Raw genomic sequence first — 12,994 nt, 5'->3', positions numbered from 1 at the left:
CCGACAAGTGACACCCGCAGCGACACACCACGATCAACCGCCCGGATCAACCGCGCGGCGCCGCTGCAGGCCTCAGGCCGGGATTACCCGGCCACGCCATAGCCGCTGCCGTCGGCCACCACGCGGATGAACTTGTCCGGCCCGAGCACGTGGCCGCCGGTGAACAGCAGGTCGTCGCCGGCCAGCATCGCCAGCATGCGCTTGCGCGCCGCGGCGGCCGCCGCCGGGTCGATATCGAAGCCGACGCCAATCTCGGGATTGGGGATCTGCAGGGTCTGGGCGTGGACGATGTCGCCGGCGATCACCAGCTGGTCGTCGCCATCCGAGATCCGCAGCCCCATGTGTCCCGGCGTGTGGCCCGGCAGCGGGATCGCGGTCAGCCCCGGCGCCGCCGCCTCGTCCTCGGCGCCTTCGAGCAGCACCAGCCGGTCGCCATAGGCGGCCAGCACCGCGGCGGCGAGCTGCTGCCAGCCCTCCATCGGCTCGCCCATGCCGGCGAAGCGGGCGGCATCGCCCCAGAAGGCCTGCTCGGCCGCCTGCAACGCCAGTTCGGCATTGGGAAAGGCGGCGGCGCCCTCGGCGGTGACCATGCCGGCGACATGGTCGGGATGGAGGTGCGTGGCGACGAGGCGCGTCACCTCCTCGGGCGCCACCCCGGCCTCGGCCAGCGCCTCGGGCAATTGCCCCGCCGCGGGGCCGAACAGGTCGCGCACGCCGGCATCGACCAGGGTCACGCCATCCTTGCCGCGTATAAGGAAAGCGTTGAAATTGGTCCGGATCTTCTCTTCGCCCGCCTGCCGGAGCAGGCTGTCGATCTCGTCCTCGCTGGTGTTGAGGAACAGGTCCGGGGTGAACTCGGTCGCGCCATCCTGAAGCACGGTGACCTCGAGGTCGCCGACCGTCATCGTCGTAATCCTGGTCATCTTTCCTCCCTTCGCGCTGTCGCGCCGTTGGTTACGCCACTGGCCAGCCGCCTCCCCGCGGCTGGTGAGCAGCCCCTCCACTACAGGGCCAGCCGCAGCCGCTTGCCGTCGCGGGCCCGCGAGCAGCAGGCCATCATCCGGCGGTTGGCGGCGCGTTCGGCCCGGGTCAGCACCTTGTCGCGGTGGTCGACCGCGCCGTCGAGCACCGAGACCTCGCAGCTGCCACAGAGACCTTCGCAGCAATCGCTGGGCAGATCCACGCCGGCGACGCGCAGCGCCTCCAACAAAGTCGTGTCCGCCGGCACCGCGACCGAGAAGCCGGAATCGGCCAGTTCGACCTCGAAGGGCCGTTCGACGGCCGGGTCGAGCGCCGGGGCGTCGGCGGCGAAATGCTCGAAGCGCAGCGTGCCCTCGGGCAGGTGCCGGGTGCGGTCCTCCAGCGCCGAGATCATCCGCTCCGGGCCGCAGACATGGAGCCGGGCCCCCTCCGGCAACGCATCGACGATGGCGGCGAGGTCGGCGCGCGCGCCCTCGGACTTGGGATAGAGCCGCAGTGCCGCGCCGTGATCCGCCTGCAGCCGGTCGAGAAAGGCCATGCTGGCCCGCGACCGGCCGGCATAGTGCAGCTCGTAAGGCTTGCCCAGGGCCTTGAGCCGGTCGGCCATGGCCAGGATCGGGGTGATGCCGATGCCGCCGGCGACCAGCACGTGATGCGGCGCGGTCTCGTCGAGCTTGAACAGGTTGCTCGGGCCGCGCAGCTTCAGCTCCGCCCCTTCGCGCAGGGCCTCGTGGAAATGGCGCGAGCCGCCGCGGCCGGCCTCCTCGCGCAGGATCGCCACCTCGTAACGCCCGTCCCGACCGCAGAGCGAATACTTGCGCTCGTAGCCGTCGAGGCAGAGCTCGACATGCGCCCCGGCGCTCCAGTCGGGCAAGGGCCGGCCGCGCGTGTCCTCCAGCGTCACCCCCAGCACGCCCTCGGCCTCCTGCCGCAGCGCCGCCACCCGGACCGGCCGGGCGATATCCTTGCGCTGCGGCGCGCCGACCGGGAAATGCAGCTGGCGGTCGCGCAATGCCGGGGCGGCGCGCTCGGGGTTCCGGCTCGGGTCCCACTCGACCCACAGCGCCTCGGGGCCGCGGAACGAGGTGTTGGGCAGGTAGCTGAATTCCTGCTCGGACAGGCGCAGGTGCGGCAGCCGGCGGGACATCTCCTCGAGGAAGATCCGCATCTCCATCCGGGCGATGTTCTTGCCCATGCATTGATGGCTGCCATAGCCGAAGCTGAGATGGTCGATGGCGCTGTCGCGGTAGATGTCGAAGCTGTCGGCATTCTCGAACTGGCGCGTGTCGCGATTGGCCGAGGCCATGACGATCATCAGCTTGGCGCCTTCCGGCAGGTCGACCCCGCCGACCGTCGCCGGCGCCGTGGTCTGCCGCCGCCAGGCGACGATCGAACCGGCATAGCGCAGGCTTTCCTCGACCGCGTTCGGGATCAGCGACGGGTCGGCGCAGATGTCGGCCCAGGCGTCGCGATGGGTCAAGAGCAGCTTGAACATGTTGGTCGAGGCCAGCGCCGTCGTCTCATGCGCGGCGACGATGATCGCCATCATCATCGAATGCAGGTAGCTGTCGGTGACGACCTCCGGGATCTCGGCATTGCGGCGGATGGCGTAATGCATCCAGCCCGGCCCGTCCGGCTCGGCCCGCATCTTGTCGAGCACCTCGCCGGCATAGCGCCAGAACTTGCCGACCGAATGGGCGACCTCGACCTGCTGCTCCGGCGTCGGCCGGCCCCAGGTGTTGACGGTATGGGCGACCGAGAACCGCTTGAGCGTTTCCTGGTCGTCGGGCGGCACGCCGAGGAATTCCAGCGCCACGGTCAACGGCACCTCGTAGAGCATCCGGGCGACGAGGTCGGCGCGGCCGTCATCGATGAAGGCGTCCATCTTCTCCCGCGTCAGCCGCCGGACCATCTCCTGCCGCGGCTCGAGGTTTGCCGGGATGAAATGCTCCATCAGCGCCCGGCGCCGCTCCATATGGGCGGGCTCGTCCTCGTTCACCATGGTCCGGTTCATGGCATAATCGTAGGATTTCAGCACCGCCATCGCCTCGTCGCTGAAGGGGGTGACCTTCTCCAGCGCGTTACAGGGCGAGAACAGGATATTGTCGCGGAACACCGCCTTGATGTCGTCGTAGCGGCTCACCACCCAGTATCCCAGCTTGGGACTGTAGAAGACCGGCTCCTGATCGCGCGACCAGCGCAGGGCGTCGGCCGGATCGACCTGATAGGGCCCCTCGAACGCGTCGAAAGCCGCCGCCTGCGGCGAAACCGGGCAGCCGCCCGGAGAGGTGAATTCTGCGGCCTCCGCCATGGTGCTCCTCCCAAGCAAGTATTTACTATTATCGCACACTACGTTACTTTTATTGACAATAATGGTGACAACCGCCCCGAGTCAATTCGGCGCGGCGCGATCGGAGGGGAAACGGGCGGGATGGGAAACGGAATGGAACAGGGACGGCTTCAGACGCTCGACCGCGGGCTGACCGTGCTGCGACTTCTGGCGGAGAGCGCGGACGGGCTGAAGATCGCCGCGCTGGCCGAGCGGCTGGGCGTCCACCGCGCCATCGCCTATCGCATCGTCAACACGCTGGCCGATCATGGCATGGTGCACCGGCTGGCCGGCGGGCGGATCGTGCTGGGCAGCGGCGCGCTGCTGCTGGGCGCGCGGGCCGAGGGCAACCTGCGGGCGCTGGCCCGGCCGGTGGTCGAGGCCTTGGCCGAGCGCGCCGGGGCGACGGCCTTCCTGTCGGTGGCCCAGGGCGAAGACGGCGTCGCGGTGCTCACGGCCGAGCCGCGCGACACCTTCCTCAACATCCATTACCGGGTCGGCACCCGCCACCCGCTGAGCCGCGGCGCCGCCGGCATCGCCATCCTCGCCGGCCGGCCGCCGCAGGACGACGATCCCGAGCCGGTGCGCCGCGCCCGCGCCGATGGCTACAGCCTGACGCGCGGCGAGTTGCAGGCCGGCGCGGTCGGGGTCTCGAGCCCGGTGCCGCTGTCGCGCGAGGCCTACCCGACACTGGAATGCTCGCTCGGCGTGGTGGCGCTGGACGGGCTCGACATCGACAGGGCGGTCGCCGCCGTGCCCGCCGCCGCCGCCGAGCTGGCCGCGCAGCTGGCGGGCTGACGGATCAGGCGGCGCGCAACGCCGCGGCCCGCGCCGCGTGATGCATCGGCCCGCCCTTCCAGCGCGGGAAGCCGTAGCCGTGGATTTCGACCAGGTCGATCTCGGCCGGGCCGTCGGCGATGCCCTCGTCCAGGATCGCCTGACCTTCGGCCGCCATCGCGCCGACCAGCTGCTCGGCGATCTCCTCGCGCGCCATCTCGCGCGCCGCAGCGATGCGGCCGGCCAGCAGCTCCGCCACCTGCGGCGAAACCCGAGGTTTGCGGTCGCCCTCGACGTAGTCATACCAGCCGCCGCCGGTCTTCTGGCCCTTGCGGCTGGCGCGGACGAGGATGTCGCCCAGCGTCTCGGGCACCTCCTGCCCCGCCGCCCGCGCGCCCTCGCGCTGCAGGAAGGCGATGTCGAGCCCGCCCAGATCCTGCGCCTCGAACGGGCCCATCTTGAGGCCGAAGCCGCGCATCGCCGCGTCGATCTCGGCGATCGCGACACCGGAGGCGACCAGCGCCTCGGCCTCGGCACGGTAGCGTCTAAGGATGCGATTGCCGATGAAGCCCTCGCAGATGCCCGCCCGCACCGGCATCTTGCCGAGCCGCTTGGCCAGCGCGAAGGCCGTCGCCAGCACCTCGGGCGCGGTGTCCGACGTCGGCACGATCTCGAGCAGCTTCATGATATGGGCCGGGCTGAAGAAATGCAGGCCGATGAAGCGTTCCGGGTGCGGCAGTTCCTCGGCGATGGCACGGGGGTCGAGATAGGAGGTGTTGGTCGCCAGCACCGCGTCGGGGCGGCAATGCGCGGCCAGCTGGGCGAAGACCGCGCGCTTGACGCCGATCTCCTCGAACACCGCCTCGATCACCAGGTCGCAGTCGGCCAGTTGAGCGTAATCGGTGGTGCCGGTGACGCCCGCCATCTTCTCGGCCCGCCCGGCCTCGGTCAACTTGCCGCGCTTGACGGCGCCGGCGAAGACCCGGTCGATATTGGCCAGCCCGCGCGCCACGGCTTCGCCGTCGCGCTCGATCAGCACCACCGGCAGGCCGGCAGCGCGGCAGGCGGCGGCGATGCCGGCGCCCATGGTGCCGCCGCCGATGACACCGGCTTTCGCCACCGGGCGCGGCTCCACCCCGGCCAGCGCGGCGGGGCGCGGGGCGGCGCGTTCGGCGAAGAAGACATGGCGCAGCGCCGCCGCCTCTTCCGAGCCGCGCAGCTCGAGGAAGGTCGCGCGCTCCTGCGCCATCGCCTCTTCGAACGGCCGTTCCGAGGCCGCGCGCAGGCAGTCGAGCGCCCGCAGCGGCGCCTGGTGGCCGGGCTTGGCGGCGACCTTGCGGGCCTCGGCCCAGAAGGCGTCGGACATCGGCGCGACCGGCCGGGCCGAGACCGCCGCAGGCAGCGGAGTCTTCAGCGCGGTGCATGCGAAGACGGTGGCCTCGGCCGTCAGGTCGCCCGACAGCACCGCGTCGAGCAGCCCCATCTCCAGCCCCTTGGCCGCCGTCACCGGCTTGCCGGACGCCACCAATTGGACCGCCGCCTCGACCCCGGCGAGGCGCGGCGTCCGCACCGTGCCGGAGGCACCGGGGATGATGCCGAGGTTGACCTCGGGCAAACCCACCGAAGCGCCTTCCAGCGCGACGCGGAAACGGCAGCCCAGCGCGATCTCGAAGCCGCCGCCCAGCGCCGAGCCGTGGATCGCGGCGACCCACGGTTTTTCCGCCGCCTCGATCCGGGCAACGAGGTCGGGCAGGTGCGGCGGCTCCGGCGGCTTGCCGAATTCGCGCACGTCGGCGCCGGCGATGAAGGTGCGGCCGGCGCAGGTCAGCACCACCGCCCGGACCTCCGGATCGGCATCGAGCCGCTCGACCATGTCCCACAGCCCCTGGCGAACGCCATGCGAAAGCGCGTTCACCGGCGGGTTGTCGAGGGTGACGACGGCGATGCCGCCTTCGGTCTTAACGGTCAGCAGAGGCATGTCAGAGTCCCAGATAGGCTTCGCGGATGCGCGGATCGGCGATCAGCTCGTCCGCCGCGCCCTGGATGGTGATGCGGCCGGTCTCCATGACGTAGCCGCGATCGGCGATCTTGAGCGCGCCGAAGGCGTTCTGCTCGACCAGCAGCACCGTCACGTCGCGCGCCTTGAGGCTTTTGACGACGTCGAAGATCTGCGCCACCAGCAGCGGCGCCAGCCCCATCGACGGCTCGTCCAGCAGCAGGCAGGAGGGCCGGCCCATCAGCGCCCGGGCGATGGCCAGCATCTGCTGCTGGCCGCCCGACAGCCCGCCCGCCGACAGGTTGCGCTTCTCGCGCAGGATCGGGAACAGGGCGAAGGCGTCCTCCATGTCGGTCTCGACCCGATCGTCGGTGAACAGGAAGGCGCCGAGGCGCAGGTTCTCCTCGACGCTGAGGTTGGTGAAGATCTGCCGGCCCTCGGGCGATTGCGCCAGCCCGCGCCGCAGCCGCTTGTGGGCCGGGACCGCGGCGAAGTTCTCGCCGCGGAAGATGATCCGGCCGTCGGTCACCGGCTGGATCCCCGACAGGCATTTCAGCAGCGTCGTCTTCCCGGCACCGTTGGCGCCGACGACGGTGACGATCTCGCCAGAGGTGACCTCGAAATCGATGCCGTGCAGCACCTCGATCCGGCCGTAGCGCGTGCGCAGCCCCTCAACCGTCAGCATCGGCGGCCTCCCCTTCCCCGGTTCCCAGATAGGCGGCGATGACGTCGGGGTTCTGGCTGACCTCGGCCGGCGCGCCCTCGGCGATCTTCTCGCCATGGTCCAGCACCACGATGTGGTTCGAGATCCGCATCACCATCTTCATGTCGTGCTCGACCAGCAGGATGGCGATGCCCGAGGCGGCCAGCTCGGCGATCAGCGCGTCGATCTCCTCGGTCTCGACGGCGTTGCAGCCCGCCGCCGGTTCGTCCAGCAGCATGACCCGCGGCTTGAGCGCCAGCGCCCGCGCGATCTCGAGCCGCTTGAGCGCGCCGTAGGACAGGTTGCCCGCCGCCTCGCCCGCCGCGCGCCCCAGCCCGACCTTTTCGAGCAATGCCAGCGCGCCCTCGCGGGCCGCGGCGGCGCGGCGGCGCGAGCCGGGCAGCGCCAGCAGGTCGGCGAGCAGCGGCCCGCGCTCCTGCAGGTGATAGCCGGCCATGACGTTTTCCAGCACCGTCATCTCCTGGAAGATCTGCAGGTTCTGGAAGGTTCGCGTCAGCCCCATCCGGGCCAGCCGGTGCGGCTCGGTCGCGGTCACGTCCTGACCGTCGAGCATCACCGAGCCGGTCTCGGGCCGGTAGATGCCCGAGATCATGTTGAACAGCGTCGTCTTGCCGGCGCCGTTCGGGCCGATGACCGAGACGATCTCGCCCGGCTTGACGGCGAAGCCGACATCCTGCACCGCGCGGACGCCGCCGAAGCTGATGCCGATCCCCTTGACTTCGAGCAGGTTCATTCGCCCCTCCCCCGGATCTTGCGCGCGATCGAGGGCAGCAGCCCCTGCGGCAGGAAGATCATCACCAGGATCATCACCGCCCCCAGCACAAGTTGCTCGTACTCGGCGAAGACGGTCAGGACCTGCGGCAGCAGGGTCAGGATCACCGCCCCCAGCACCGCGCCCAGCACCGAGCCGACCCCGCCCAGCACCGCCATCGTCACCATCTCGATCGAATGCATGAAGCCGGCGATATCGGGGGTGACGAAGCGGTTCTGCAGCGCCAGCAGCGAGCCGGCGACCGAGGCGTAGACGGCCGAGATGACGAAGGCCTGGAGCTTGATCCGGGCGACGTCGATGCCGACCGTCCGCGCCGCGACTTCCGAGCCGTGCAGCGCCCGCATCGCCCGGCCGGTCGGGCCATCATAGAGGTTGAGCGCCAGCCAGGCGCCGATCACCAGCGCGATGCCGCAGAGCGCGTACCAGAACTCGCCGCCCGAGACGCGCCAGCCCATCGACCGCAGCGCCGAACGCAGGCCCAGTTTCGCCACTTCCATCCCGTCCGGCCCGCCGGTCAGGGCGCGTTCGTTGGTCAGCACCATCGCCATCAGGATACCGAAGCCCAGCGTCGCGACGCCGAGGTAATAGCCCTTGAGCCGCAGGATCGGCCTTCCGATCAGCGCCGCGATGACGCCCGACAGCGCCGCCCCCAGCACCAGCGCCAGCGCCGGGTGGATGCCGAACTGCGCCGGCGCCAGCGCGCAGGCATAGGCGCCGATCCCGGCGAAGCCGGCATGGCCGAGGCTGATCTGGCCGGCGAAACCGATCAGGATGACGAGGCCGATCACCGCCAGCGCGTTGACGAAGATCAGCGCGCCGACGCGGTAGTAGTAGCCCGAGGGAAAGAAGAACGGCAGGACGACGATCAGCGCGGCGAGGATCACCAACTGGGTCCATTTCGACAGGGATTTCATCGCTTACACCCGCTCCGTCGATTTGGCGCCGAACAGGCCCTGGGGCATCACGAACAGCACGGCGAGGATAACCACGAAGGCGACCGCCTCCTTGTATTGCGAACTCAGGTAACCGGCGCAGAGGGCTTCCAGCAGCCCCAGCAGCAGCCCGCCGACCAGCGCGCCCTTGGGATTGCCCATGCCGCCCAACATCGCCGCGGCAAAGCCCTTGAGCGCCAGCCCGACGCCGACATCGTAGCTGACCAGCGTGATCGGGGTGACCAGGACGCCGGCCAGCGCGCCGATGGCGGCGGAGAGGGCGAAGGACAGGGTCATGACCCAGCCGGTATTGATTCCGACCAGCTGCGCGGCGACGCGGTTGTTGGCCGTCGCCAGCACCGCCTTGCCGGTCAGGGTCCGGGTGAAGAACAGCCACAGCCCGACGAAGACGACCAGCGCGCCGCCGATGACCCACAGGCTCTGCGGCAGCAGCGTCGCGCCCATGACGTGGATCGGGTCGTCGCCCGAGAAGGCCGGCAGGCGGTGGAGCTGCTTGTCGAAGATCAGCTGCGCCGCGCCGCGGATCAGGATCGAGGCGCCGATGGTGATAATGATCAGCGACACGACCGGGGCGCCGCGGGCCGGCTCGATCGCCAGCTTGTTCAGCGCCACGCCGGCGGCGGCGGTGATCAGGATGGCCAGAGCCGCGGCCAGCGGCAGCGGCAGCCCGGCATTGTAGGTGAAGACGGTGATCATCCCGCCCAGCATGACGAATTCGCCCTGGGCGAAGTTCACCACGTCGGAAGCGTTGTAGATGATGGTGAATCCCAGCGCGACCAGCGCGTAGACCGCGCCGACCGTCAGGCCGGAAAAGACGAACTGCAGCAAGGCGTCCATGGACGTCTCCCGAGGACTGGATGGCAGAGGGGGCGGGACGGGCGAACCGTCCGGCGGCAGGCATGCGCGGCGCCCGCAGGGGCGCCGCGCCGATGCCTCAGTCGATATCCTTCCAGCCACCCGCGGTGATCTCGAGCATCCGGAAGGCGGACAGGTCGAGGCCGAGGTGGTCGGTCGGGCTCATCGTGTAGGTGCCGGTGACGCCGACCAGACCCTTGGTCGACTCGAGCGCGTTGCGGATATCGTCCGGGTCGGTGCTGCCGGCGCGCTTGATTGCGTCGGTCACCAGCAGGAAGGCGTCATGGGCATAGCCGCCGAAGGTCGAGACCTTCTGGTCGAACTTGCCTTCGTAATCGGCCTTGTAGGCGGTCACGCCCGGCTTCTGCGGGTCGCCGTCCTTGAGGATGTCGGCGATCAGCAGCGCGGTACCCGGCAGCCGGATACCTTCGGCCGCCTTCTCACCGGCCAGCTTGATGAAGCCGTCCGAGGCGACGCCGTGGCTTTCGTAGAGCGGCACGGTAATGCCCAGCTGCGAGACGTTGCGGGCGACGATCGCCGGACCCTGGCCGAAGCCCGGGTTGAGGATCGCCTGCACTCCGGCGGTATCCTTGATCTTGGTCAGCTGCGGGGTCATGTCCGCGTCCTGCGGGCCATAGGTCTCGTCGGCGAGGATCTCGATGTCGTACTTGCCGGCGACGTCCTTGCACTGGGCCTGCATCGAGGCGCCGAACCCGTCGGTGCCCGAGATCATGCCGATCTTGCTGATGCCCTGCTTCTGCATGTCGGTGAAGATCTTCTCGCAGGCCATGCGGTCGGTATGCGGGGTCTTGAAGGTGTATTTCTGCACCGGGTCGATGATCTTGATCGCGCCGCCCAGCGAGACGAAGGGAATGCCCTCGTCCTCGGCGACCGACATGATCGACATCGTGGTGCCGGTGGTCGAGCCGCCGATGATGGCGACGACGCCGTCATCCTCGACCAGGCGGGTGGCGAAGGTGCGCGCCTTGTTGGGATCGCCGCCGTCGTCATAGAGGAACAGCTTGATCTTCTCGCCGTTGATGCCGCCCTTGGCGTTCACCTCGTCGACCATCATCTGGACGGTCTTGGCCTCGGGATCGCCGAGGAAGGCCGCCGGGCCGGTCGCCGACAGGCTGGCGCCGAGCCGGATCTCGGCCTGGGCCGCGGTGCCGAGCCCGAGGGCGACGAGCGTCGCCAGCGCGGTGGTGGTTGCGAACTTCATGGATCATCCTCCCTATGGATCGTCCTGGACCGGGCCCATACAGGGCAATCGCAGTTCCGGCCCTTCCTCCTCCTGGAACCCCGACACGGACAGGTGAAGCACCGGCCGGCCAGATTCTCTGTCATATAATTGACCGACCGGCCGGTTTATGCAATAAGAAATCTCACAGCCCTGTGAGGAGAGGGCCGAGGGAGACCTGCATGACCGCATCGGAAACCGTGCTCGCGACGCTGGAGGCCGGCGTCCTGAAACTGACGCTTAACCGGCCCGAAAAGCTGAATTCCTTCAACGAGGAGATGCACCGCGCGCTGCGCGCCCAGCTCGGGCGGGCCCATGCCGAGGAGGCGATTCGCGCCGTGTTGCTGACCGGCGCCGGGCGCGGCTTCTGCGCCGGCCAGGACCTGGGCGACCGCGACCCGCGCAAGGGCGGCCCCCGCCCCGATCTGGGCCACACCATCGAGACTTTCTACAACCCGGCCCTGCGCCTGCTGCGCAGCCTGGAAAAGCCGGTGATCTGCGCCGTCAACGGCGTCGCCGCCGGCGCCGGGGCCAATATCGCCCTGGCCTGCGACATCGTGCTGGCGGCGAAATCGGCCAAGTTCATCCAGGCCTTTTCCAAGATCGGCCTGATCCCCGATGCCGGCGGCAGCTGGTCGCTGGCCCGCATCCTGGGCGAGCCGCGCGCCAAGGCGCTGGCGCTGACCGCCGAGCCGCTGATGGCCGAAACCGCCGCCGACTGGGGCCTGATCTGGAAGGCGGTCGAGGACGCTGCGCTGATGGCCGAGGCCGAGGCGCTGGCCGCCAGGCTGGCCGCCGGCCCGACCAAGGGGCTCGGCCTGACCAAGCGGCTGATCCAGGCCGCCGCCGGTCAGGACCTCGACAGCCATCTCGACATGGAGCGCGACTGCCAGCGCGAGGCCGGCTTCACCGACGACTATGCCGAGGGCGTGACCGCGTTCCTGGAGAAACGCCCGCCCGCATTCCGGGGCCGCTGAGCCCCGCCCCAGATTTCCCAGACACCGAGGGAGGAGGATCCCGATGAAAAACCTGACCCCACCGCGCGAGATGCTCGAGCCGATCGAGGTTGCCAGCCGCGACGAGATCGCCGCGCTTCAGCAGAAGCGCATGGCCTGGTCGCTGCGCCACGCCTATGAGAACTCGCCCTTCTACCGCGCCCGCTTCGACGCCCACGGCGCCCAACCCGACGATTTCAAGACGCTCGCGGACCTGGCGAAGTTCCCCTTCACCACCAAGACCGACCTGCGCGACACCTACCCGTTCGGCATGTTCGCCGTGCCGCAGGATCAGCTGGTCCGGGTCCACGCCTCCTCGGGCACCACGGGCAAGCCGACCGTCGTCGGCTACACCCGCAACGACATCGACACCTGGGCCGATGTCGTCGCCCGCTCGATCCGCGCCTCGGGCGGCCGGCCGGGCCAGTTCTGCCATATCGCCTATGGCTACGGGCTGTTCACCGGCGGCCTCGGCGCCCATTACGGCGCCGAGCGGCTGGGCTGCACCGTGGTGCCGATCTCGGGCGGCATGACCGAGCGCCAGGTTACGCTGATGACCGACTTCAAGCCGCAGATCATCATGGTGACGCCCTCCTACATGCTGTCGATCCTCGACGAGTTTCGCCGCCAGGGTCTCGACCCGCGCGACAGTTCGCTCCAGGTCGGCATCTTCGGCGCCGAGCCCTGGACCAACGCCATGCGCGAGGAGATCGAGGACGCCTTCGACATGCATGCCGTCGACATCTACGGGTTGTCGGAAGTCATGGGCCCCGGCGTCGCCAACGAATGCGTCGAGACCAAGGACGGGCTGCATGTCTGGGAAGACCATTTCTACCCCGAGATCATCGACCCGGTGACCGGCGAAGTGCTGCCCGACGGCGAGATGGGCGAGCTGGTCTTCACCACACTGACCAAGGAAGGCCTGCCGATGGTGCGCTACCGCACCCGCGACCTGACCCGGCTGCTGCCCGGCACCGCCCGGTCGATGCGGCGGATCGAGAAGATCACCGGCCGCAGCGACGACATGATCATCCTGCGCGGCGTCAACGTCTTCCCGACCCAGATCGAGGAGCAGATCCTGAAATGCGCCGGCCTCGCCCCGCATTTCCAGATCGAGCTGACCCGCAAGGACCGGATGGACGTGATGACGGTGCATGTCGAATGCACCCCCGATCAGGCGTCGAGCGAGGGCCGCGCGGCCTCGGCCAAGGAGCTGGCCCATCACATCAAGTCGGTGGTTGGCGTCTCGACCCGGATCGAGGTGCGCGACCCGGCGTCGGTGGCCCGCTCCGAGGGCAAGGCCAAGCGCGTCATCGACAACCGGCCGAAATAAGCGGTCCGCCAAAGGGGCCTCGGCCCGCGAAACGGCCAA

At 69.4% G+C, this 12,994-nt stretch carries 11 protein-coding genes; 3 read left to right on the top strand and 8 right to left on the bottom strand.

Annotated elements, in window-relative coordinates:
- Window positions 1-83: 83 nt before the first annotated feature.
- A complete protein-coding gene (locus ACFOES_RS19320) occupies window positions 84-923 on the bottom strand; it encodes an MBL fold metallo-hydrolase (RefSeq protein WP_377835051.1) in 840 nt (279 codons plus the stop codon).
- 80 nt (window positions 924-1,003) lie between these two features.
- A complete protein-coding gene (locus ACFOES_RS19315; protein ID WP_377835049.1) occupies window positions 1,004-3,292 on the bottom strand; it encodes a cytochrome P450/oxidoreductase in 2,289 nt (762 codons plus the stop codon).
- 132 nt (window positions 3,293-3,424) lie between these two features.
- On the opposite strand from ACFOES_RS19315, the gene ACFOES_RS19310 reads away from it, so the two are divergent.
- Window positions 3,425-4,108, top strand: coding sequence for an IclR family transcriptional regulator (locus tag ACFOES_RS19310; protein ID WP_377835047.1), 684 nt, complete (start codon window positions 3,425-3,427; stop codon window positions 4,106-4,108).
- A gap of 4 nt (window positions 4,109-4,112) precedes the next feature.
- Here the strand turns inward: ACFOES_RS19310 and ACFOES_RS19305 are convergent, their stop codons facing one another.
- The 6 genes from ACFOES_RS19305 to ACFOES_RS19280 all read right to left on the bottom strand — a co-directional run bounded on the left by ACFOES_RS19305 (window position 4,113) and on the right by ACFOES_RS19280 (window position 10,609).
- Window positions 4,113-6,065, bottom strand: coding sequence for a 3-hydroxyacyl-CoA dehydrogenase NAD-binding domain-containing protein (locus ACFOES_RS19305; RefSeq protein ID WP_377835045.1), 1,953 nt, complete (start codon window positions 6,063-6,065; stop codon window positions 4,113-4,115).
- A gap of 1 nt (window position 6,066) precedes the next feature.
- A complete protein-coding gene (locus ACFOES_RS19300; protein ID WP_377835043.1) occupies window positions 6,067-6,768 on the bottom strand; it encodes an ABC transporter ATP-binding protein in 702 nt (233 codons plus the stop codon).
- Complete coding sequence (locus tag ACFOES_RS19295) at window positions 6,755-7,540, bottom strand: ABC transporter ATP-binding protein (protein ID WP_377835041.1); 786 nt, start codon at window positions 7,538-7,540, stop codon at window positions 6,755-6,757. The genes ACFOES_RS19300 and ACFOES_RS19295 overlap by 14 nt, the downstream gene beginning before the upstream one ends.
- The gene (locus ACFOES_RS19290) at window positions 7,537-8,493 is read right to left on the bottom strand and encodes a branched-chain amino acid ABC transporter permease (RefSeq protein WP_377835039.1); all 957 of its coding nucleotides are present in this window, start codon (window positions 8,491-8,493) and stop codon (window positions 7,537-7,539) included. The genes ACFOES_RS19295 and ACFOES_RS19290 overlap by 4 nt, the downstream gene beginning before the upstream one ends.
- A 3-nt stretch (window positions 8,494-8,496) precedes the next feature.
- Window positions 8,497-9,369, bottom strand: coding sequence for a branched-chain amino acid ABC transporter permease (locus ACFOES_RS19285; protein ID WP_377835037.1), 873 nt, complete (start codon window positions 9,367-9,369; stop codon window positions 8,497-8,499).
- Between the two features lie 97 nt (window positions 9,370-9,466).
- Complete coding sequence (locus ACFOES_RS19280) at window positions 9,467-10,609, bottom strand: ABC transporter substrate-binding protein (RefSeq protein WP_377835035.1); 1,143 nt, start codon at window positions 10,607-10,609, stop codon at window positions 9,467-9,469.
- A gap of 200 nt (window positions 10,610-10,809) precedes the next feature.
- On the opposite strand from ACFOES_RS19280, the gene paaG reads away from it, so the two are divergent.
- Together paaG and paaK are read left to right on the top strand one after the other, a co-directional pair.
- On the top strand, window positions 10,810-11,604 hold the full coding sequence (gene paaG / locus ACFOES_RS19275; RefSeq protein ID WP_377835034.1) for a 2-(1,2-epoxy-1,2-dihydrophenyl)acetyl-CoA isomerase PaaG: 795 nt from the start codon (window positions 10,810-10,812) through the stop codon (window positions 11,602-11,604).
- A gap of 43 nt (window positions 11,605-11,647) precedes the next feature.
- A complete protein-coding gene (gene paaK, locus ACFOES_RS19270; RefSeq protein WP_377835032.1) occupies window positions 11,648-12,955 on the top strand; it encodes a phenylacetate--CoA ligase PaaK in 1,308 nt (435 codons plus the stop codon).
- Window positions 12,956-12,994 lie beyond the last annotated feature (39 nt).

The organism is Acidimangrovimonas pyrenivorans (assembly GCF_042643245.1).
GTDB classification, from domain to species: domain Bacteria; phylum Pseudomonadota; class Alphaproteobacteria; order Rhodobacterales; family Rhodobacteraceae; genus Acidimangrovimonas; species Acidimangrovimonas pyrenivorans.
The sequence above is the reverse complement of the archived record's forward strand: the minus strand, read 5'-3'. Positions and strand labels throughout refer to the sequence as shown.

Coding starts and splice junctions, on each gene's coding strand:
- ACFOES_RS19280 (WP_377835035.1), bottom strand. CDS start 10,609: ATGAAGTTCGCAACCACCACCGCGCTGGCGACGCTCGTCGCCCTCGGG.
- ACFOES_RS19285 (WP_377835037.1), bottom strand. CDS start 9,369: ATGGACGCCTTGCTGCAGTTCGTCTTTTCCGGCCTGACGGTCGGCGCG.
- ACFOES_RS19300 (WP_377835043.1), bottom strand. CDS start 6,768: ATGCTGACGGTTGAGGGGCTGCGCACGCGCTACGGCCGGATCGAGGTG.
- ACFOES_RS19315 (WP_377835049.1), bottom strand. CDS start 3,292: ATGGCGGAGGCCGCAGAATTCACCTCTCCGGGCGGCTGCCCGGTTTCG.
- ACFOES_RS19305 (WP_377835045.1), bottom strand. CDS start 6,065: ATGCCTCTGCTGACCGTTAAGACCGAAGGCGGCATCGCCGTCGTCACC.
- ACFOES_RS19320 (WP_377835051.1), bottom strand. CDS start 923: ATGACCAGGATTACGACGATGACGGTCGGCGACCTCGAGGTCACCGTG.
- ACFOES_RS19295 (WP_377835041.1), bottom strand. CDS start 7,540: ATGAACCTGCTCGAAGTCAAGGGGATCGGCATCAGCTTCGGCGGCGTC.
- ACFOES_RS19290 (WP_377835039.1), bottom strand. CDS start 8,493: ATGAAATCCCTGTCGAAATGGACCCAGTTGGTGATCCTCGCCGCGCTG.
- paaG (WP_377835034.1), top strand. CDS start 10,810: ATGACCGCATCGGAAACCGTGCTCGCGACGCTGGAGGCCGGCGTCCTG.
- ACFOES_RS19310 (WP_377835047.1), top strand. CDS start 3,425: ATGGAACAGGGACGGCTTCAGACGCTCGACCGCGGGCTGACCGTGCTG.
- paaK (WP_377835032.1), top strand. CDS start 11,648: ATGAAAAACCTGACCCCACCGCGCGAGATGCTCGAGCCGATCGAGGTT.